The organism is Streptomyces sp. NPDC096012, from assembly GCF_040426375.1.
Lineage (GTDB): Bacteria > Actinomycetota > Actinomycetes > Streptomycetales > Streptomycetaceae > Streptomyces.
Map to the genome: position 1 here is coordinate 15,465 of NZ_JBEOTD010000031.1, position 20,640 is coordinate 36,104.

Genomic DNA, 20,640 nt, shown 5'->3' on the forward strand with positions numbered 1-20,640 from the left:
GGCCGACGGCCTCCTCGACGACCGCGGGCACCGGGACTACCGCGCCGGCGACACCGCCGACCGGCCCGGGTGGCCCACGGCCGGCGCCACCCCGGCCTCGTACAGCGCATGCGCGGCCCGCAGCACCAGGCCGTCCCGGTGCCGGGCGGCGACGAGCTGCATCCCCACCGGCAGCCCGTCCTCGTCCGTCCCGACCGGGATCGTGGCGGCGGGCTGCTGGGTCAGGTTGAAGGGGTAGGTGAACGGGGTCCACCCCGTCCAGCGGCGCAGCCCGGAACCCGCCGGCACCTCCGCACCCGCCTCGAACGCCGTCACCGGCAGCGTCGGCGTCACCAGCAGGTCGTAGGTCTCGTGGAAGCGGCCCATGCGCCGCCCCAGGTCCATCCGGACGTCCACAGCGGCCAGATAGTCCAGCGCGCTGTAGCGGGCGCCCCGGGCGCAGATCTCCCGGAGGCCGGGGTCGAGGAGCTGCCGCCGGGCCGGGGAGAGCCGCTCGGTGAGGCGGGCGGCGCCGCTGAACCACAAGGTGTGGAACGCCTCCACCGGATCGCTGAAGTCGGGATCGGTCTCCTCGACGAACGCCCCGAGGTCCGCCAGGCGGGCCACCGCCCGCCGTACCGCCGCCGCGACCCCCGGCCGGACCGCCACCTGTCCGCCCAGGGTCGGCGAGTACGCCACCCGCAGCCCCCGCACACCGCCCTTCAGCCCCTCGGTGAAAGAGCCCGGCACGGGGGGCAGCGCCGACCAGTCGCGCGCGTCGGGGACACCGATGACGTCGAGCAGCAGGGCCGCGTCCCGGGTCATCGGGCCCGCGTGCGACAACGTGCCGAAGGCGCTCGCCGGATACAGCGGCACCCTGCCGTACGTCGGCTTCAGGCCGAAGATCCCGCAGAACGCGGCCGGGATACGGATGCTGCCGCCGCCGTCGGTGCCGAGCGACAGCGGGCCCGCGCCGAGCGCCACGGCCGCCGCGCTGCCGCCGCTGGAGCCGCCCGCGGTGCGCGCCGGGTCGTGGGGATTGCGGGTCACCCCGGACAGCGGGGAGTCGGTGACGCCCTTCCAGCCGAACTCGGGGGTCGTCGTCTTGCCGAGGAACACCGCGCCGTGCTCGCGCAGCCTGGCCACCGACGGCGCGTCCTCGTCCCAACGGCCCTGCTCCGAAAGGGTTCTGGAACCGCGCAGGGTCGGGTGGCCGCGCAGCAGCAGGAGGTCCTTCACCGTCACCGGCACCCCGTCCAGCAGCCCCACCGGTTCCCCGCGCCGCCAGCGCTCCTGCGACGCGCGGGCCCGCACGAGCGCGTCCTCCTCGGTGAGCCGCACGAAGGCGTTCACCTCCGGCTGGATCCCGCGGGCCCGCTCCAGCGCCTGTTCGGTCACCTCCACGGGACCGAACTCGCCCTTGCGGTAGCCGGCGAGGAGCTGGACGGCGGTCAGGTCGGTGAGCTGCTGCATGCACCCTCCATCGGGTCAGTGGCCGGGCACGTAACCGCGCTTCTTGTCGACCACGTTCACCAGTGGTCTGCCCGCCGCCCACCGCTCGTACAACCCGACGAACTGCGTGCCCAGTTCGTCGCGCCAGCCGACCGTGTCCCCGCTCATGTGCGGGGAGACGATCAGCTCCGGCAGCCCCCACAACGGGCTGTCCGCGGGCAGGGGTTCGGCGGCGAACACGTCCAGCGCGGCACCCCCGATCCAGCGCCGGACCAGCGCCTCGGCGAGGGCCTCCTCGTCGACCAGCCCGCCGCGGCCGACGTTCACGAAGAACGCCGAGGGCTGCATCATCCCGAAGCGGCGGGCGTCGAACATGCGGTACGTCTGCTCCGTCAGCGGGGCCGCGGCGATCACCCAGTCCGCGCGGGAGATCAGCCGGTCGAGATCGTCCGGGCCGTGGACGCCGGTCCGCGGCACCCGCCCGACCAGCGCCGTCGTCACGTCCAGGGCCTTCAGCATGCGGACGATCGCCCGCCCGATCGGTCCCGAGCCGACCACGCACGCCCGCGTGCCCGCCACCCGCCGGCTCTCCCGGTGCCGCCAGGTCCGCTCCCGCTGGAAGTCCAGCGTGCGCGGCAGATCCTTGGCGACCGCCAGGACGAGCGCCGCCACGTACTCGGCGATCGGCTGGTCGAAGATCCCGCGCGCGTTGGTGACCACCGTGTCGGAAGCGGCCAGCTCCGGGCACATCAGATGGTCCACGCCCGCGCTGGCGGTGTGCACCCAGCGCGGCCTGGGGCCGTCCCCCGGCCAGGCCTCGCGCACGGCGTGCGAGGTGAAGTCCCAGACCAGCAGGGCGTCCGCCGTGGGCAGCAGCTCGGCCAGCCGCGCGGCGTCCGTGTGCACGATCCGGGCGCGGCCGGTGAGACGGCCGAGCCGGGGCGGCGGTTCGGCGTCGAGGACGAGCAGCGTGGGGCGGGCCGGCGGGGTCGGTCTCGTGCGGGCCGGCGGGGTCGATGTCATGCGGGGCGGCTCCGGACGTCTGACATGCGCGGATTGACCACGCTCGCACCCGAACCTACCTTCGTCAACACGGGCGTATCCACGATCCGTTGACCACTCGTCTCCCAGCGTGAGGCCGGTGTCGGCCATGGACGTCTCCTTTCTCGGCGGCCCCCGCCCCCAGCGCGGTGTCGGCGTGGTGGCTCCCTTCGACTTCGCCCTCGACCGCGAGCTGTGGCGCTGGGTGCCGGGCGAGGTGTCGCTGCACCTGACCCGCACCCCGTTCGTGCCGGTCGAGGTGAGCCTGGACCTGGCCCGGCTGGTCAGCGAGCACGAGACGCTCGGCGAGGCGGTCCGCGCCCTGACCGCCGTCGCCCCCGAGGTCGTGGCCTACGCCTGCACCTGCGGCAGCTTCGTCGGCGGGATCGCCGGGGAGCGGGCCATGTGCGAGGCGATGACCCGGGCGGGCGCCCTGCCCTCGGTGACCACCTCCGGGGCCCTGCTGGAGGCGCTCGCGGAACTGGGGATCCGGCGGGTCGCGCTGGTCACGCCGTACCCGACGTCCGTGACCCGGGCGCTGCGGGAGTACGTCGCCGAGGCCGGCGTACGGGTCACCGGCTGCGCCTTCATGGGGCTGACCCGGCAGATCTGGCAGGTGCCGTACCGGCGCGTCGTCGACATGGCGCAGCGGGCGACCCGTCCCGGCGGCGCCGACGCGCTGTTCATCTCCTGCACCAACCTGCCGACCTACGACGTCATCCCCCAACTGGAGGCCGAACTGCGCATGCCGGTCCTCTCGGCCAACCAGGTCACGATGTGGGCGGCGCTGCGCCGATTGGGTACCCGAGCCGTGGGGCCGTACCAGGCACTGCTGGACGCGGCCGCGCGCGAAAGGCCCGTACTGCCCGAAGAGACGCAGGAAGGCTGGACATGACCGCACTCGGATTTCTCTACCCGGGCCACTCCGCCGAGGACGACTATCCACGCATGGAGCAGCTCCTGGGCAGCGACATCCGGCTGGACCTGGCGCACACGGACATCGGCGAGGACGCGCACCGGGTGGACGCGCTGCGGGAGATGGGCTCGGCGGAGCGGCTCGCGGTGGGCATGGAGGGGCTGCGGCTGGGCGGCGCCGAGACGGTGGTGTGGGCGTGCACCAGCGGCAGCTTCGTGCACGGCTGGGAGGGCGCCCAGGACCAGGTGCGGACGCTGGCCCGGCTGGCCGGGATGCCCGCGTCCTCGACGTCGTTCGCCTTCGTGCACGCGGTCCGGGAACTGGGGGTACGGCGGGTCGCCGTCGGGGCGACCTATCCGGAGGAGGTGGCGACGCTGTTCGCGGAGTTCCTGCGGGCCGGGGGTCTCGAGGTGACCGGCACACGGTCCTCGGGGATCGTGACGGCGGCGGAGGTCGGCGCGTGGGAGGAGGAGGACGTGCTCACGCTGGCGCGCGCGGCGGACGCCGCCGACGCGGAGGCGGTGCTGCTGCCGGACACGGCGCTGCATACGGCCGCGCACCTGCCGTTGCTGGAGAAGGCGCTGTCCAAGCCGGTGCTCACGGCCAACCAGGTGACCGTGTGGGAGGGCCTGAGGCTGGCCGGCCGGCGGGTGAACGCACCGTCACTGGGCACGCTGTTCACCCGGCAGCCCCTGGTACAGGCCTAGCCCGGCCCGCGAGTCCACCGGGGACCCCGCCCCCGCACCCCCCCGGCGGCTCCGCCCCCGGACCGGAATAAACGGAGAGTGCCTCCTGTTAGGGCGTGAGGTCAGAGCACGCCACAATCAGGAGGCCCACACCGTGTCGGCAGACGAGATCCGGGGCACGACGCACGGGACCGCCCCCGTCCCCCTCTCCGTACTGGACCTGGTGACCGTCGGTGCGGGCAGCACCGCCACCGACGCCCTGCGCACCAGCGTGGAGCTCTCCCGCCTGGCGGAGTCCCGCGGCTTCCACCGGTACTGGGTCGCCGAGCACCACTCCATGCCCGGCGTCGCATCCTCCTCGCCCGCGGTGATCCTCGCCCACCTCGCCGCCCACACCGACCGCATCCGGCTCGGCTCGGGCGGCGTCATGCTGCCCAACCACGCCCCGCTGGTGATCGCCGAGCAGTTCGGCACGCTGGAGGCCATCGCCCCGGGCCGTATCGACCTCGGCCTCGGCCGGGCCCCCGGCACCGACGGGGCGACCGCGGCCGCGCTGCGCCGCGCCGCCACCCTCGACGAGGGCGCGGACGACTTCCCCCAGCAGCTCGCGGAGCTGATCCGGTTCCTCGACGACGACTTCCCCGACGGCCACCCGTACAGCCGCATCCACGCGATCCCCGGACCGGTCCAGGGCACCTCGCCGGGAGGCGTGCAGTCCCCGCACCGGCCGCCGGTCTGGCTGCTGGGCTCCTCCGGCTTCAGCGCCCGGCTCGCCGGCATGCTGGGCCTGCCGTTCGCCTTCGCGCACCACTTCTCCGCGCAGAACACCGTCCCGGCCCTCGACCTGTACCGGCAGACCTTCCGCCCCTCCGCCGTCCTGGACAAGCCGTACGCCCTCATCGGCGTCTCCGCCCTCGCCACGGACGACGAGCGGGAGGCCCACCGGCAGGGCCGCGCGGTGGCACTGAACATGCTCCGCCTGCGCACCGGCCGCCCCGGACTGTTCCCGGACCCGGCGGAGGCCGAGCGGCACGAGTTCAGCCCGATGGAGGAGGAGTTCATCACCTCCTGGACGGCCAACATCGTCGGCGGTACGGCGGAAGAGGTCCGCGCCGGCCTGGACGACCTGCAGAAGCGCACCGGCGCCGACGAGCTGATGCTCACCTCCCACGCCCACCGCGGGGAACTGCGCGTGCGCTCCTTCGAGCTGATCGCGGACGCCTACGGATTGCCGACCGCGTAGGTCTGCTCCCCCAGCAGCTCGGAGATACGGGCCGGCGACACCGGGCGGGAGTACAGCCAGCCCTGGCCGGTGTCACAGCCGATCCGGCGCAGCCGGGTGGCCTGCGCCGAGGTCTCCACGCACTCCGCGGTGACGGTCAGGCCGAGGCGGTGGGCCAGCTGGATCATCGCCTCCACGATCACCTCGTCGGCCGGGTTGGGGGCGATCGCCTTCTTGTCCCCCTCGTACTGGAAGCCGCGCACGAAGGAGCCGTCCAGCTTCAGGACCGACACCGGCAGGCGGCTCAGATAGGCGAGGTTGGAGTAGCCGGTTCCGAAGTCGTCGATCGCGATGCGCACGCCCATGTCGCTGAGGGCCTGCAGGGCCTGCAGCGGGCGGCCCGCCGAACCCATCACGGCGGACTCGGTCAGCTCCAACTGCAGCAGATGCGGGGCGAGTCCGGTCTCGGCGAGGGTCTGCGCCACATCGGCGACCAGGTCGGAGTCCCACACCTGGCGCACGGCCACGTTCACGCTGACGAAGATCGGCGGCTCAGCGGGGTGGTCCAGCTGCCAGCGGCGGGCCTGCCGGCAGGCGGTGGCCAGCGCCCAGCGGCCCAGCTGCACGATCGAACCGTCCTCCTCGGCCAGTCCGATGAACCGATTCGGCGTCAGGGTGCCGAACTGGGGGTGGTTCCAGCGGATCAGCGCCTCCACCCCGCTGAGCCGTCCGTCCTCCATACCGACCAGGGGCTGGTACTCCAGGGCGAACTCACCGCGTTCGATGGCGGGACGCAGGGTGGAGGAGAGGGCCTGGCGGGTCATCCGGTGCGCGTTGCGCTCCGGATCGAACAGCGTCCAGCGACCCTTGCCGTCCGCCTTCGCCCAGTACAGGGTCGTGTCGGCCGCCTGCATCAGGCCCGTGGCCGTCGTACCGGCCGCGTGCCGTTCCACCACGCCGATGGACGCGGTCAGCGACAGCCGCTGACCGGCCAGGTCGAACGGCTCCTCCAGGGCGTTCAGCGCCGACTCGGCGAGGTCGGCGAGCTGTTCGGTGCCGGTGGAGTCCTCGACGAGCAGGGCGAACTCGTCGCCGCCGAGCCGGGCCACGAGCGGGGTCGCCGCGCGGGCGTACCCGGCCTCGTCGGCGACCCGGGTCAGGCGTTCCGCGACGGCCGCGAGCAGCCGGTCTCCGATGCGGTGGCCGAGGGTGTCGTTGACCGCCTTGAACCCGTCGAGGTCCAGATAGCACAGGCCGATCCGGCCGGTGCCGCTCTCCTCGTACGCCTCCGCCTCCAGCGCGGCCGTCAGCCGCTCGAAGAACAGGGTGCGGTTGGGCAACCGGGTCACCGGGTCGTGCATCTGCAAGTGCCGCAGCCGCGCCTCGAGTTCGCGGCGCCCGCTGATGTCGGTGACCGAAAGCAGCACGCCGGGGCCGCCGTCGGTCAGCGGGGCGACGGTGACCCGGACCCACAGCGAGTGCCCGTCGGGGTGCTTCAGCCGGCGGGTGCACCGCAGCTTCGCCTGCCGGCCGCGCAGGACCTCGCGGTAGGCGTGCCAGGAGCGGGCGTCCGCGGTCAGGTCGACCAGGTCGGCCGCGACGCGCCCGGTGAGCGCCCGTGGACCGGCGCCCAGCAGTTCGGTGAAGGCCGAGTTGGCGCTGACGACGATGCCTTCGGGGTTCACGACCGCCATGGGCAGCGGGGCGGTGGCGAACACACGGTGGTAGATGCTGTGGTCACTGTCTGTGACGGCTGACCGGTCGAGGTCTGCCGCGGGCGTCGGCCCTTCGGACGTTCCGCTCACCGCTCGCTCCCGCAGTGCACTCGATCTCTGTCCGTGCCGGAAAGTGTGCCGATCATAGAGGCTGGCCCCGGGCCCTTCCAGCCACTCTCCAGTCTCCCGGATGGAGTAGGGGTTCTGACAGATCGTTTCTGCCCGCACCTGGACGGGTTCTTCAGGCCCGCGACCAGTTGTGACGTTCCGTGAGTGTTTCGGGGTGTCGGGGCGCCGGAGTGCGCCGGCGCCCCATGGGGGCGCGCTCACCCTTCTGGTGCAGGCAAACAAGGCATACCGCATTAAAGCGCAGCAATCTGGGTGCTGGTCCCGCGAACCGCACCCGGAGGTCATGTCCGTGTTCAAGCTGCGCAGCACCGCCGCCGTGTGCACCACGCTGTCGGCGCTCGCCGCGAACTCGATCCTCACCGGCCCGTCGGTCGCCGAGCCGTTCTCGCCGGCCCCCTGTGCCCTGCACCGGACCGAGGTCCATCACTCGGAGGGCGTGGACAGCTGGAACCCGGACTACGCCCGTCCGACCGGCGCGCTCGACGCGGTGCTGATCTACCTCTCCTTCCCGGACGCCACCCCGCGCACCACCCCGGCGGAGCTGACGGCCGACCACTTCCCGGCCACCAGCCGCTACTTCGAGCAGGCGTCCTACGGCCGGTTCACGCTGCGCCCGCATCCGCTGAAGCACTGGCTGCGCATGCCGCGCGCGTCGGCGTCGTACGCCATAAGGCGGGACTGGAGCGAGGAGGACCGGGCCGCCTACCTGCGGGACGCGTTCGCCGTGGCCGACAAGGAGGTCGACTTCTCGCGCTTCCCGGTCGTGTACTTCATCGCCGACCCGGACGCGCCCGGTGTGGACTCGGACGCCACGAAGGTCGTGAACCTCGATGCGCCCATGCGGGTGGACGGCACGGACATCCGCCGGGTCGTCACCGTGTTCGAGAAGCACCCGCCGGACCGGCTGGTCCTCGCCCACGAGACCGGCCACGTCTTCGACCTGCCCGACCTCTACCACCGGCCGGTCGACGGCAAGGGCGACTGGGACACCTACGTCGGCGACTGGGACCTGATGGGCAGCCAGTTCGGGCTCTCGCCGGACCTCCTCGCCTGGCACAAGTGGCGGCTCGGCTGGCTGGATCCGCGCCAGGTGGCGTGTGTGCGCGGGACCGGGCCGACCCGTCTCACCCTGGAACCCCTCCCCGCCGGGCCGGGCGTGCCGGTGCGGGGCACGGGCGGCGCCCCCGCCTTCGGCCTCGGCAACGGAGTGAAGCTGGCCGTCGTGCGCACCGGTCCGGACAGCGCCCTCGCCTTCGAGGCGCGCGGCGCGGCCGGGAACGACCGCGCCTCCTGCCGGCAGGGCGTGCTGGTCTACCGGGTGCGCGGCGGGGCCGAGTCCGGCGGGGGCCCGGTCGAGGTCGTGGACGCCCATCCGCGCACCGAGGCCTGCTGGGAGAACTCGGTCTATCCGCCCCTGGCCGACGCCCCGGTCGGGCTCGGGGAGAGCTTCACCGTGCCGGGGGAGGGCACGAAGGTGGAGGTGGAGGACCGCACGGCGTCGGGGGCCTGGACGGTGAAGATCACACCGGGCTGACCGGCTGGGCCGGGCGGCACTGCGGCCGGCGAAGCTCCCTGGCCGCGGAGGGCGGCAGCACGAGAACGGCGGCAGGGGAACGGCGGCGCGAGAACAGTCGTACGAGCACGGTCGCGCGAAAACAACGATGGCGAGCCGATCCGCATATTCCACGGACTGGACTCGCCATCGCCAACGTGCGCCGCCAGGGACTCGAACCCCGGACCCGCTGATTAAGAGTCAGCTGCTCTAACCAACTGAGCTAGCGGCGCCTGCTGACGTCGTAGACCTTAGCACCCTGTTCGGCGCGAGGAAAAATCGATATCCGTACGGCCGCCCGGGCCGCGCGCACGGCCGCCCAGAGCACCACCTCGGGGCCGGGCAGCCAGGGGTGCCGGGTGTCGGGGGCGGCCAGCCAGCGGGAGGTGCCGGGCGCGTCGCCGCTGGTCAGGGCCGGGACGGTCACCGCGTCCCCGGTGCCGTGGCAGAGCAGCGGCGGCACCGCTTCCGCGCGGTGGGAGCCCCACTCCTCCCAGGCCAGCAGCGAGGGCAGCCGGTGGGCCGTGCCGGGGGCGGCGAACAGCAGCATGCGGCCCCGGAACACCGCGACCGGGCCGGACCCCGGCCCCTCGTCCCACAGCCGGTCCAGCATCCGGCGCCCGAAGACCGCCGGGGCGCTCACCACGTCGAAGACGGAGCCGCACGGCAGGACGACCGGGGCGTCCGGGCGCTCCTCCCAGAGGGTCAGCATGCTGCGTGGGTACGCACCTGCCGAGGCGAGCCAGGCGACGCCGTCGGAGGTGGCGCAGGTGACGTTCGGTGTACCGCTCATGGCACATACAAGTACCGTTCGTGAGCACACGGTCTCACAAGGTTGCCGAAAGTCGGGACAGCGGGGTGCCGCAAGGAGTATCTTGCCCGCCTGGCATATGCCAGATGGGCTATACCGGGTCCGGGGACGTCCGGCCTTCGCTGTCGCCCCGCATCAGGTCCCGGCCGAACTCGACCATCTTCTTCGCGTAGTCCTCGGTCCATTCCGCCCGGTCGGCGATGTCCGCCGCGGTCAGCCGGTCGAACCGGCGCGGGTCCGCGAGCTGGGCCGCCGCGACCGCCTGGAACTCCACGGCCCGGTCGGCGGCCGCGCGGAACGCCTGGGCCAGCTCCGTGGCACGCGCCAGCAGCGCCCGCGGGTCGTCGATCGACTCCAGGTCGAAGAAGTGCTCAGGGTCGGAGGCCGCCTCCGCGGGCTCGAAGAGCAGGGGCGCGGGGCGTAGCCGCGGTTCGTTACGACGCGGCGTGGGCTCCGCCATGTCTCGTCTCCTCCTCGTACGGTTCGCTCGGCGCCGCCTTCAGGTGGGCCACCGTCCATTGTCCCGCGCCCACGCAAGGGGCTCTCACGGCCGCACGCTCACGCGGTGTTCCGCCAGGTGAGCGAGGACCGCGTGATTCGCTTCCCAGCCGTCCGGGCTGTAACCGTCGGCCGCCTCCGGCGGCGTGCCGGACTCCGTCCGGCGAAGTGGCGGCGACGGGTCCGGCGCTCGTCGGCCGGGTGCCGGGGTGCCGGTCACGTCCGCACGCTCACGCGGTGTTCCGCCAGGTGGGCGAGGACCGCGTGATTCGCCTCCCAGCCATCAGGGAACTTCACCACGGTGCCCAGCTGGACCGGCTCGGTGGACGGGTAGTCGTCCAGGAGTTCGCCCACGCCGGCCCGGCAGACCACGATGCACGCGTGCCGGTGCCGGGAGGCCAGGACGCACAGGCGGCCGGTCTCCAGGTGGAAGGCCGTGGCGTCGGGGCGGCCGGAGAGCGGGTGGAGGACGACCGTGACGTCGTACTCGCGGCCCTGCAGACGGTTCGCGGTGTCCACCGTCACGCCGGACACGCCGAGGTCGGTCAGGGCGGCGCGGACCGCCGCCGCCTGGTCGCGGTGGGCCGTGCCGACGGCGATGCGGTCGGCGGTCAGGGGCGCCGGATCCGGTGCGCGCTCCGAGACGGCGGCGCCGCCTCTGTCCAGCAGACGGCGGACGACGGTCGCCACCGCCCGCACCGCCTCGGGATCCGTGCGCGGGGTGTGGCGGGCGGGCAGTTCCAGCAGGCCCCAGCCGGACCGCGCCGCCTCGTCGATCACCCGGTCCGGGCCGGAGCCGTCGGAGGGGACCGCGAAGCGCAGACGGCGGTCGCCGTGGCCGGTGCCGCTGCGGAACGGCGTGTACGGGTAGAAGGCGTCCGAGACCAGGCGGGCCGCCGACGCGGGCAGCCGCCAGGAGACCGGCAGCCGGTGCTGGGGCAGAGCCGGGTTGTGGGCCAGCAGGGTGGTGACCGCGGAGGCCGACGGGTCGTACGACAGGCCCGCCCACTGCTCGCCGCCGACGATCGTGAACGGGTCCAGCTGCCCCGGGTCGCCCACGAACAGCGCCCGCTCGAACAGGCCGGCCACGGCGAGCAGGGAGTCCGAGCGCATCTGGTACGCCTCGTCGACGATCGCGTGCCGCCAGGGCTCGTCCACCTTCACATGCGCCCACTTCGCGGCCGTGGACAGGACGACCGGAAGGCCGTTCAGATCGGCCGCCTTCGCCGACGTACGGACGCTCGGCAGGTCGTCCAGCGCCTTGTCGTACGCGTCGGTGTCGCTGCTGTGCAGGCGGCCCACCGGCAGGTCCGGGTTCTTCTCGGCCAGCCGCAGGACCAGGTCGTCCACCTGGGCGTTGGTCTGCGCCACCACCATCAGCGGGCGGCCCGCCCCGGCCAGTTCGAGTGCCGCGCGAACCACCAGGGTGGACTTGCCGGCGCCCGGCGGGGAGTCGACGACCACGCCCCGCTCGGCACCGTGCAGGGTGTCGTGCAGGATCGCGTCGGTGGCGCGGGCGGCCTCGGCCGCGGGGTCGAAGTCGACGCTCGTCACAGCACGTCCTCCTCGGTGACGGTGTCCGGGCCCTCCGCGGCCGGCTCGCCCGGCGGACCGCCGTGCGTCCACGGGGTCTCCTCCGGGCCGGGCAGCTTCGCCCCGCCGCGCTGTTCGTGCTCGAAGAGGGTGAAGCAGATCCGGTCGCCCTTCTCCGGCACCGAACCGGGCTCCGGCTCCTTGCCGCGGCCCATCTTGTCCATGATCCGCAGCACCAGCACGCTCCCGTCGGGCACGCCCGCGTCCGCCGGGCCGCCGGCGGGCACACCCTCGTCCGGCACCCCGTTCGGCATGCTCGCGTCCGGTACTCCGTCCGGCATGCTCCCGTCGGGCACGCTCGCGTCGGACACACGTCCGTTCGGCCCGTTCGCGTCCGGTACTCCGTTCCGCACGCCGCCGTCGGGCACGCTCGCGTCGGACACACGTCCGTCCGGCACGCTCGCGTCCGGCACCCCGTTCGGCATGCTCCCGTTCGGCACAGCGGCGTCCGGCACACCCCCGTCCGCCGCGGTCTCGTAGCCGACGAACTCCGCCGACTGCGGCTTGCCGCCCAGCGAGCGGTAGACCCTCGCGCGCTCCGCGAGGTGCGGCCGGTCGTCCGTGCGGACCGTCACCAGCGGGCGCGGGCTCGGCCGCTTGCCCTCGCCGTAGGCCATCACGACGTCGGTCACCTCGCCCACGAAGGCCTCACCGGCCAGCCGCCGCCCCGCCATCACCAGCGGGTCGTCCAGCGCCTCCTGCGCCTCCAGCCGCGCCTGCTCGCGCTCGCGCGTGGCCAGCTTGCTCGCCGCCGTCACCGCGTCGTCCCGGCGCGGCTGCGGCGGTTCACCGGCCAGCACCCGGTCGCGGTGACCGGTGAACGACCAGCGGTCGCGGGTCCAGCGCTCCTCGACGTGCGCGCCCTCCGGCAGCGCCCGCAGCAGGTCGACGCCCCGCCACACCGCGTCCCAGGCCGGCCGGGCGCGGCTCTCGACCAGCTCGCGGATCTCCCGCTCGGCCAGGGTGAGTGCGGCGAGCCGGTCGTCCGCCTCCAGCGGGTCCTCGGCTGCGGCGAGGGCGGTACGCGCCCGGTCGTAGCGCTCGATGGCCGGGGCCAGCAGCTTGTTGTCGAAGGCCGGGTCGGTGGCCGGACCGGCCGGCGGACACAGCAACTGCCCCGCCGCGTCCCGCTCCAGCTCGGCCCGCCGGGCGGCCTCGGCGCCGCTCGTGCCCCGGGGCGGGTCGATCCAGGCCAGCAGCGCGCCCAGATGCTGGTCCTCCAGGCCGGACTGGCCGGTCGCCCAGTGCCGGGAGAGCACGTCGGTCAGGGCGAGCAGCAGGGACGAGCCGGGGACCCTGGCCCGCTCGCCGTAGTGGGTCAGCCACCGGCCGAGCAACGGCACCCTGGGCGGCGCCGGGTAGGGCGCGTCGGGGTCCTGCTCGGCGGTGCGGCGGAACCGCGTCGAGCGGCCGAGCAGCCGTACCAGGTCCAGGCCCGCGCGGCTCGGCACCAGCAGCTGGGGGGCGTCCGCGCACAGCTCCGTCTCGACCTTGACCCGCTTGCCGGTCTCGGGGTCGGTCTCGGTGCGCTCGGCCGCCTCCACGGTCTCGGCGTGGGAGTCGATGTACGGCAGGATGACGTCGGCCAGTTCGGCGAGGAACGCGAAGCGCAGGTCGCGGTCGCGGGGCTGCGGCACGACGAGCAGGCGGGGCGCGTCCCGGTCGGTGCCGACCAGCGCGCCGAGCGGGGCACCCGCCTCACCGGCGGTGGTGAGCGGCACGAACACCAGCGGGTGGTCGGACAGATGCCGGTGGCGGACGGTCGCGGCGGGCTGGGCCCGGCCGCTGCTGACGGCCTCGAGGCGGGCGAGGGTGGTGATCAGGGACACCCGGCCACCTCCGCCGGGGCCGCGTCGAGCGGGTCCGCCGTCCGGCCGGCCGCCCGGAGGGCCTCCGCGCGCAGTGCCGCCGCCCGGCGCAGCGCCGCCACCGCCGGATCGTCCGGGTCGCCGCGCTCACCACGGGCCGCGGCCAGGACGTCCTCGACCGTGGCCAGGCCGCCCAGTTCGGCCCGCAGGGGCCGGCCGAGGCGGGTGACGGCGCCGGCCTCGCGGGCGCGTTCCCGGCAGTGGAAGGCCAGCTCGCAGGCGGACAGGCACTCGGGCGCGTACGCCGCCGGTACCGCCGCGACGGCGGCCGTCAGCTCCTCGGCGGGCCGGTCGGGCGCGAAGCACGTGCCCTCGGGCAGGGAGCCGGCGATCTCCTCGATCCGGGTGAGCCGGGCGAGCTGGCGCGCGGTGACCGCACGCTGCTTGCGCACGTCCACGGCGCGGCCCGCGGGCAGGTTGGAGAAGTCCTTGGGGCACACCAGCAGCACCCGGTGGTGCACGCGCGGGGCGGCGGCGAGACGGGCGGCGACCTCCTCCAGCGCGAGCACGTACACCGCGGACTGCCGGGCGGCCGCGCCCACCTTCGCCGGGTCCGCGGAGCCGTCCAGCATCGGGAAGGACTTGATCTCCACCACCGACCAGGCGCCGTCCGGGTGCACCACCACCGCGTCCGGCTCCAGGAAGGCGAGCGAACCCGCCACGTCCAGGGCGAGCATCGGATGGTCGAGCAGCGTCCAGCCGCCCGCGCGCGTGGCCTCGCGCAGCGCCAGTGCCGTACGCGCCGTGCGGCCTTCGGGGCCCTGCGCGCTCAGGTCGGGTACGGCGGCCCCCTCCGGCGCGGCGGCGCCCGGGTCCAGGTGTGCGTGCGCCAGGCGCAGCAGCTCCGCGCCGCCGTCCGCCTTCACCTTCGCCTCGAAGGCGTTGCCCCGGGTCAGCGCGAACTGCGACTGGCCGAAGCCGGAGGGCGCGCCCAGCGCGCCGGCCAGCCGCGCCTTGTCCACCCCGGCACCGTCCAGGATCGCCCGTCTGCGGCACCCGGGGTTCGCGGCGAGCGCCGCGAGGGCGCGCGCGTCCAGGGCCTTGGCCGGTACGTCGGGACCGCGCAGCTCAGCGAGCCGGTGCCGGAGCCCCTTCGCCCGCGTCCGCGGGGGCGGGGTCCGGTTCGCCTCCGGCGTCGAGCTGCGACTCGCGCTGCCGTGGAATTCGCTCACCCGCGGCAGTCTGGCATCCGGCACTGACAATCGGGGAACCCGTGCCCTGTGCGACGGATGCGGTACGCGCGACCAGACGGACCCGCAGGGGCTCGACGGCCCGCAGCAGACGCGGCGCCAGCAGCATGCCCGCGACCATCACGACGACGCCCGCGGCGGCGTCCAGGAAGTAGTGGTTGGCCGTGCCCATGACCACGAGGGCGGTCAGCAGCGGGTAGGCCACGCCCAGGATCCTCGTCAGCCGGGTGCCGCCGTGGCGCCACAGCATCACGCCGCACCACAGCGCCCAGCCGACGTGCAGGCTGGGCATGGCCGCGTACTGGTTCGTCATGGCGCCCATGCCGCGCGGCGCGCTGGCCTGGCCGCCCCACCAGCCGTACGAGCTGTACTGGGCCATCGTGTCGACGAAGCCGTGGCCGGGCGAGAGTAGGCGGGGCGGGCAGGTCGGCAGCAGCGTGAAGCCGACCAGGCCGATGAACGTGGACGTCATCAGCCAGGTACGGGCGGCCCGGTAGTGCCGGGTACGGGCGCGGAACAGCCAGACGAGGATGGCGGGCGTGACCAGGTAGTGCAGCGAGGCGTACCAGAAGTCGGCCGGCACGCCGAGCCAGGGCTCGCGCGTGAACAGCCGGTTCAGCGGGTGCTCGGCGTCCAGGCGCAGCACCTTCTCGATGCGCAGGATCGCCAGGCCGTGGTCGACGGCGCTGGTGACGTCACCGCGCGCGAGGAGGCGGCCGGCCGAGTAGCAGCCGTAGACCAGGAGGATCAGCGGCAGTTCGGTCCACCAGCGCAACCGGGGTAGGGCGGTCACCTCGGTGCCCGGTGTCTCGGTCTGCGGCATCCGATCGCCCTCCCCCTTCTGCTGTGCGGCACCCCCCGGCGAGGCGACCGTGCCACTTTACGGTGTCCTTGGACCGCCCATGAGTGCGGCCGTTTCCGCCCGCGCGAGCGCTCAGTCCACGAAGACGTGAAGAGCGCCCGCGGGGTTGCCCGGGCCGCAGGTGAGCGATGTCGCGGCCGGGTCGCGCGGCCCCGGGCGAGGGGGTGTCGTCCAGCGGGTCGGCCGGACCGGGGGAGCGGTGTCGCCCGCCGGGTCGTGCCGGGGCGCGGTGAGCGATGATGGAGGGATCCCGTCCCTCTGACCTCCTCGTACTCCGCCTGATCTCCCCGTACTCCGCCCGAACTCCCCCGCTCCGCTTCGATTCCGCTCGAAGGTCCGCTCGATCCCCCTGGCGGCGGCGGGTATCCGCTGTCCCCCTCGGTCTCCGCGGCGCCCTCCATCGGCGCCCCTTTTCCGGAAAGGTCTCCCATGGCACCGCGCATCCTGCTGGCCCGGCACGGACAGACGGCATGGTCGCTGTCCGGCAAGCACACCGGCAGGACGGACGTGCCCTTGTTGGAGGAGGGCCGGCGCGGGGCCAAGCTGCTCGGCGAACGGCTGCACCGCCCTCCGCTGGACGGGCTGCCGGGGGCGGAGGTGCGGACCAGTCCGCTCTCCCGCGCGCGTGAGACGTGCGAACTCGCCGGTTTCGGCGACCGTGCCACCACGTGGGACACGCTCATGGAGTGGGACTACGGGGCGTACGAGGGCATGACGCCGGCCGAGATCCAGGCCGTCCGGCCCGGGTGGCTGATCTGGCGGGACGGGGTGCCCGGGGGCGAGAGCCTCGCCGAGGTGACCGCACGGGCCGACGAGGTGGTGTCATGGGCGCGCTCGGCCGACCGCGACGTGCTCGTCTTCGCCCACGGCCACATCCTGCGCTCGATCGGCGCACGGTGGCTGGGCCGGCCGCTGGCCTTCGCGGCCCGCATCCGCCTCAACCCGACCTCGCTGTCCGTACTCGGCTGGGCATACGGAGAACCGGCGATCGAAAGCTGGAACGACGTGGGCCACCTGCACGCCTGACCCCGCCCCGCCCGGCCCCCACAAGCCGCCGGCCCGGCAACCCCGGCAGGGGCGCGGGGAACCGCGCGCCCGGCCACGACGTGCCCGCGGACCGGTGGCTACGAGGCGTCCCGCGCACCGGACCAGCCCCGCGCACCGGACCAGCCCCGCGCACCGGACCAGCCCCGCGCACCGGAGCACGCCCGCCCCGCGCACCGGACTACGCCCGCCCCGCGCACCGGACTACGCCCGCCCCGTCCTCGGTGTGGACGAATGCCGGTCCAGGAACTCCGTCACTCCCGAGGCCCGCCGGTGCGGCAGCAGGACCCTCGCCGTGCCCGCGAGCATCGTCTGGATGCGGGACGACTGGACCTGTTCCAGCAGCGTCAGCACGCGCAGCCCCGCCTCGGCCGCCTCGTCGGGACGGCCTTCGCGGGCGAGGTCGTCGGCCAGCTCCGCGGTGTAGAGCGCGATGTTGCGGGTGAAGTGAGGATCCTGCAGCTGAGCCGCACGGCGTGCGTGCCGGGACGCGCGCCGCCAGTCGCCCAGCATCGACCAGCACTGCGCCTCCAGCCCCTCCAGCTCGGCCTCTCCGTAGAAGCTCATCCACTCGGGGTCGGCGTCCGAGCGCCCCCGCCCGAAGAGGGCCTGCGCCCGGGCCAGCGCCTGCTCGCACCCGGTGCGGTCGGCGAGCCCCGCCCAGCCGCCCGCCTCGCGCAGCGCGAGCAGCGACATCAGGCGCGCGGAGCCCAGGGGACGCGCGGCGCGCTGGGCGGCCTGCGCGGCCCGCACCGCTTCCCGGGGCCGCCCGGCGTCCCGGGCCAGGAACGCGGTGTTGCAGAAGGCGTGCGCCTCCAGCGCCGGGTCCCCGGTCATCCGGGACGTGGCCAGCGCCTCCGCGTAGTGCGAACGGGCATCGTCGAAGCGGCCGGAGTCGTGGGCCAGCCAGCCCACGGAGATGGCGAGTTCACCGGCGCCCGCGTGCAGCCGGTCGGCGGTGGTCTGCCGGGTCGCGCCGGCGTCCAGCAGCGCGAACGCCGCGCGCAGCGGAGCCGCCGCGCGCCGGTAGAGGCCGTCCGCGCCGTGGCGGTCGTCGAGCAGCCGGATGCGGCGGACGGCCTCCTCCAGGGCGGCCGCCTCGGATCCTCCGGGCCGCCGCGACGGCCGGGCCGCGGCCACCGCGTCCCTGGTGAGCCCCAGCGGGCCCAGCGTGGCGGCGGCCACCGTGGCACCGCCGCCGGTCATGAATGCGCGACGCAGCACGTCGCTCTCCTCGTGGTTCAGGTGGTCTTTCGCGTACGGCTCGTGCGGGTCGTACGGGTCATGCGTGTCATACGGCTCGAACGCCACCCCGCCCTCAAGGGCCCCGCCGGCCTCGGCGGCTTCCCGCGTCCCGCGGACGAGGAGCGCCCCCGGCGCCCCGGGCGCGTCCGGGGCGGTGCGCGCGGCTCGTCCGCGGACGGACGAACGCGGCGAGAAGCCGAGATCGGTCAGCGTGCGGCCGGGGAACATGTGCAGGAACACCCGTTCGTACGCGTAGTTGGGGCAGCGGATCTCGCCCGCCTCGACGCGGCCGACATAGCGCGCGTCACAGCACACCCGCTCACCGATCTCGCGGGCAGCACGCCGGACGAGCGCCGCGAACTCCGCCGGTGAACGCCTGCCGCGCAGTCGCCGGAAGGCGAGGTTCGGCCGGGGTGGCCGTTCGGGCTGGGACGAGGTCACGGTTGACGACGCCATGGCCGGGTCCTCTCGTGCGAACCGTCGAACCATGCCGGTACCGGGGCGGGTTCGGGACGAGTTGTCCGTGTGACGCCCTGGTGCCGGCGGGCATGAACGTACCCGCTGTGCAGGACCCGCCACGCGGAGTTTGGCTACAAATCGGATATCTCATGCGAGATCCGCCATGAAGTGCCATCCTTTGCGGCGCACTTGGGCCGTAGCCGTTGACGCGCTCACGCGTTGAAGTACATGGACCGCAACAGGGCAGTGTGGTGGAGGCCGGCATGGAGACCAGCCAGGGCAACGAACCTTGTACGTCAACGCTGTCGGCGGCCTCGCCGGGAGCGGGCGACGCCGGATGCGACCTCGTGACGGTGCCGGCCCGGCAGGGGCTGGAGGCGGTCGACATCCTGCGGCGCGGTGCCGCGGACGCGGTGGGGCCCGTCCTGCACCACGACGGCGGCGACACCCTCGGCTTCCTGGTGCCGGCCGGCACGGCGGCCTGCTGGGACGTACCGGGCAGCACCTGCACCGAGACGAACGGCCGCGGACTGCGGCTGAACCCCGCGCCGCCGGTGGAGGGCTCCGACTGGCTGCTGCCGCCGGGCGGGGCCGACCTGGCCACCGATCCCATGGTGCTGCGCCGGGCCCTCGGCGAGGCGGCCCGGATGATCGAGGCGGCCGACAGCTGCCGGTGAGGCGCCGGCCTCGGATGACCGAGGCGGCCGACAGTGGCCGCTGAGGCGCCGGCCTCGGCCACCTGCGAAGATGGACCGATGGGCAGGTCCAGGAACGCACGGCGCAGGTCGGCCGCCGCCGAAGCCGTTGTCGAGGCGGTCGACGGCGGGCTCGCGCAGCTCGTGCCCGACCCCGACCGCGACCGGGCCTGGACGCTGCTGATCGACGGGGCCCCGCAGTCGCACGTCGACCTGGACGATCCCGCGTACCTCTCCTTCGAGTACCAGCGCCGCCTCGGTCATGTCATCGACCTCGTCGCCCCGGCCGGCAAGCCCGTGCACGCCGTGCACCTGGGCGGCGGCGCCCTCACCCTCGCCCGCTACCTCGCGGCGACGCGGCCCCGCTCCACCCAGCAGGTCGTCGAGCGGGACGCCGGGCTGGTCCAACTGGTCCGCAGGGAGCTGCCCCTGGACCCGAACGCGCGGATCCGGGTGCGGTCGGCGGACGCCCGGGAGGGCCTCGCCAAGGTGCCCGACGGCTGGGCCGACCTGGTCGTCGCCGACGTGTTCAGCGACGCCCGCACCCCGGCCCATCTCACCTCCGTCGAGTTCCTGGACGAGGTCCGCCGGGCCCTGAAACCCTCCGGGGTGTACGCGGCCAACCTCGCCGACGGGCCGCCGCTCGCCCATCTGCGCGGCCAGATCGCCACCGCCGCCGCCCGGTTCGGCGAACTCGCGCTGATCGCCGACGCGGCCGTACTGCGCGGCAAGCGCTTCGGCAACGCCGTCCTGGTCGCCTCCGGCCTGCCGCTGCCCCTCGCCGAACTCACCCGCCGCGCCGCCTCCGACCCGCACCCCGGCCGGGTCGAACACGGCAGGCGGCTCGCCGACTTCACCGGCGGCGCGCTCCCCGTGACGGACGAGGCGGCGGTGGCCTCCCCGGCCCCGCCGCCCTCGGTGTTCCGCTGACCTTCCGGAAGCCGGGTGTCTTCGGTGTTCCCCCGACCTTCCGGAAGCCGGGTGCCCTCGTGTTCCGCCAACCTCCCGCAAGCCCGGTGCCCTCGGTGCTCCGCCGTCCTCCCCGGAGCCGGGCGCTCTCCGTGTTCCGCCGTCCCTCCCGGCCCCCCGGCCGCCCTCGGTGTGGCCGCCGTCCCCCGGGAAACCGCCTTTCCCGCCGGGCGGTTCAGTAGGTGCCCACCTCCACGCGCGGCGGTCCGTCGTGCCAGGTGCAGAAGACCGACACCCGGTCCGTGCCGCTGGTGAACTCCACCCGGATCCACGACGGCGTCTTCCACAGCTGCATCGACCAGCCCGCCCCCGGAGTCGCCGAGACCAGCGTCGCGCTGGAGGCGCCCAGCTCGAACACCGCCCGGCCGCCGTCGGTGTCGTAGGCCTTGACACGACCGGACGCCGGGGCCGAGGCGCCGGGGGAGGGGCTGTGCGTGCCGGCCGGGCTCCGCGAGGGCGTGGGCGACGGCGGCGCCGGCTTCCGCGACGGGGAGGGGGACGCGGACCGGGACGCGGACGGCGTCTCGGACGCCGGCCTCAGGTCCCGCGCCCTCGTGTCGGACGCGGTGACCGGCAGGGCGCGCGGCGGGTCGTACACCGTGCCCGCCATCACCGTGTGCACACCCCACCACGACAGCGTGGCCGCCGCTCCCGCGGCGAACAGCCAAGCCAGTACGTGTACCAGTCCTCTGCGCATCGCGGGCCATACTGCCT

At 74.3% G+C, this 20,640-nt stretch carries 18 protein-coding genes and 1 tRNA gene; 7 read left to right on the plus strand and 12 right to left on the minus strand.

Translation table 11 applies throughout. From position 1 onward, the window contains the following. Window positions 1-36: 36 nt before the first annotated feature. Window positions 37-1,452 (minus strand): amidase, encoded by a 1,416-nt coding sequence (locus ABVB68_RS26210; RefSeq protein WP_353603591.1) that lies wholly within the window; start codon window positions 1,450-1,452, stop codon window positions 37-39. A 15-nt stretch (window positions 1,453-1,467) separates the two neighbouring features. Next, window positions 1,468-2,454 carry a D-2-hydroxyacid dehydrogenase gene (locus tag ABVB68_RS26215; protein WP_353603592.1) on the minus strand — a complete coding sequence of 329 codons (987 nt, stop codon included), beginning with the start codon at window positions 2,452-2,454 and terminating at the stop codon, window positions 1,468-1,470. A gap of 127 nt (window positions 2,455-2,581) precedes the next feature. Here ABVB68_RS26215 and ABVB68_RS26220 point away from each other — a divergent pair, with 127 nt between their 5' ends. The 3 genes from ABVB68_RS26220 (at window position 2,582) to ABVB68_RS26230 (ending at window position 5,317) form a co-directional block, all read left to right on the plus strand. Then, entirely contained in the window at window positions 2,582-3,367 is a 786-nt protein-coding gene (locus tag ABVB68_RS26220; RefSeq protein ID WP_353603593.1) for a maleate cis-trans isomerase family protein, read from the plus strand. Next, on the plus strand, window positions 3,364-4,095 hold the full coding sequence (locus tag ABVB68_RS26225; RefSeq protein ID WP_353603594.1) for a maleate cis-trans isomerase family protein: 732 nt from the start codon (window positions 3,364-3,366) through the stop codon (window positions 4,093-4,095). Before ABVB68_RS26220 ends, ABVB68_RS26225 begins: the two co-directional genes overlap by 4 nt. Before the next feature lie 133 nt (window positions 4,096-4,228). Continuing rightward, window positions 4,229-5,317, plus strand: coding sequence for an LLM class flavin-dependent oxidoreductase (locus tag ABVB68_RS26230; RefSeq protein ID WP_353603595.1), 1,089 nt, complete (start codon window positions 4,229-4,231; stop codon window positions 5,315-5,317). Here ABVB68_RS26230 and ABVB68_RS26235 read toward each other — a convergent pair. Further along, entirely contained in the window at window positions 5,296-7,101 is a 1,806-nt protein-coding gene (locus ABVB68_RS26235) for a putative bifunctional diguanylate cyclase/phosphodiesterase (RefSeq protein ID WP_353603596.1), read from the minus strand. The two genes, ABVB68_RS26230 and ABVB68_RS26235, sit on opposite strands and share 22 nt — an antisense overlap. A gap of 322 nt (window positions 7,102-7,423) precedes the next feature. On the opposite strand from ABVB68_RS26235, the gene ABVB68_RS26240 reads away from it, so the two are divergent. After that, window positions 7,424-8,674 carry a M6 family metalloprotease domain-containing protein gene (locus ABVB68_RS26240; protein WP_353603597.1) on the plus strand — a complete coding sequence of 417 codons (1,251 nt, stop codon included), beginning with the start codon at window positions 7,424-7,426 and terminating at the stop codon, window positions 8,672-8,674. Between the two features lie 177 nt (window positions 8,675-8,851). Here the strand turns inward: ABVB68_RS26240 and ABVB68_RS26245 are convergent. From ABVB68_RS26245 to ABVB68_RS26275, 7 genes are all read right to left on the minus strand, one after another. Continuing rightward, a tRNA-Lys gene (locus ABVB68_RS26245) sits at window positions 8,852-8,925 on the minus strand. Beyond that, window positions 8,916-9,485: a bifunctional DNA primase/polymerase gene (locus ABVB68_RS26250; protein ID WP_353603598.1), complete on the minus strand. Its 570-nt coding sequence runs from the start codon at window positions 9,483-9,485 to the stop codon at window positions 8,916-8,918. Before ABVB68_RS26250 ends, ABVB68_RS26245 begins: the two co-directional genes overlap by 10 nt. Window positions 9,486-9,594: 109 nt before the next feature. Next, window positions 9,595-9,963, minus strand: a complete 369-nt coding sequence (locus ABVB68_RS26255; RefSeq protein WP_353603599.1) for a DUF8844 domain-containing protein — start codon at window positions 9,961-9,963, stop codon at window positions 9,595-9,597. A gap of 254 nt (window positions 9,964-10,217) precedes the next feature. Continuing rightward, on the minus strand, window positions 10,218-11,555 hold the full coding sequence (locus tag ABVB68_RS26260) for an AAA domain-containing protein (RefSeq protein ID WP_353603600.1): 1,338 nt from the start codon (window positions 11,553-11,555) through the stop codon (window positions 10,218-10,220). Beyond that, window positions 11,552-13,423: an amino acid adenylation domain-containing protein gene (locus tag ABVB68_RS26265; protein ID WP_353603601.1), complete on the minus strand. Its 1,872-nt coding sequence runs from the start codon at window positions 13,421-13,423 to the stop codon at window positions 11,552-11,554. Before ABVB68_RS26265 ends, ABVB68_RS26260 begins: the two co-directional genes overlap by 4 nt. Next, window positions 13,414-14,634: a hypothetical protein gene (locus tag ABVB68_RS26270; protein ID WP_503006245.1), complete on the minus strand. Its 1,221-nt coding sequence runs from the start codon at window positions 14,632-14,634 to the stop codon at window positions 13,414-13,416. The genes ABVB68_RS26265 and ABVB68_RS26270 overlap by 10 nt, the downstream gene beginning before the upstream one ends. Next, on the minus strand, window positions 14,531-15,475 hold the full coding sequence (locus ABVB68_RS26275) for a phosphatase PAP2 family protein (RefSeq protein ID WP_353603602.1): 945 nt from the start codon (window positions 15,473-15,475) through the stop codon (window positions 14,531-14,533). Before ABVB68_RS26275 ends, ABVB68_RS26270 begins: the two co-directional genes overlap by 104 nt. Window positions 15,476-15,943: 468 nt before the next feature. On the opposite strand from ABVB68_RS26275, the gene ABVB68_RS26280 reads away from it, so the two are divergent. Further along, on the plus strand, window positions 15,944-16,540 hold the full coding sequence (locus ABVB68_RS26280; protein WP_353603603.1) for a histidine phosphatase family protein: 597 nt from the start codon (window positions 15,944-15,946) through the stop codon (window positions 16,538-16,540). A gap of 222 nt (window positions 16,541-16,762) precedes the next feature. Here ABVB68_RS26280 and ABVB68_RS26285 read toward each other — a convergent pair whose 3' ends face one another. After that, window positions 16,763-18,259 carry an NsdA family TPR-like regulatory protein gene (locus ABVB68_RS26285; protein ID WP_353603604.1) on the minus strand — a complete coding sequence of 499 codons (1,497 nt, stop codon included), beginning with the start codon at window positions 18,257-18,259 and terminating at the stop codon, window positions 16,763-16,765. Window positions 18,260-18,525: 266 nt separating this feature from the next. Between ABVB68_RS26285 and ABVB68_RS26290 the strand changes: the two genes are divergently transcribed. Both ABVB68_RS26290 and ABVB68_RS26295 read left to right on the plus strand, forming a co-directional pair. Further along, window positions 18,526-18,939: a hypothetical protein gene (locus ABVB68_RS26290; RefSeq protein ID WP_353603605.1), complete on the plus strand. Its 414-nt coding sequence runs from the start codon at window positions 18,526-18,528 to the stop codon at window positions 18,937-18,939. Window positions 18,940-19,017: 78 nt separating this feature from the next. Further along, window positions 19,018-19,887, plus strand: a complete 870-nt coding sequence (locus ABVB68_RS26295; protein WP_353603606.1) for a spermidine synthase — start codon at window positions 19,018-19,020, stop codon at window positions 19,885-19,887. A 214-nt stretch (window positions 19,888-20,101) separates the two neighbouring features. Here ABVB68_RS26295 and ABVB68_RS26300 read toward each other — a convergent pair whose 3' ends face one another. Further along, window positions 20,102-20,623, minus strand: coding sequence for a hypothetical protein (locus ABVB68_RS26300; protein ID WP_353603607.1), 522 nt, complete (start codon window positions 20,621-20,623; stop codon window positions 20,102-20,104). Window positions 20,624-20,640: the final 17 nt, after the last annotated feature.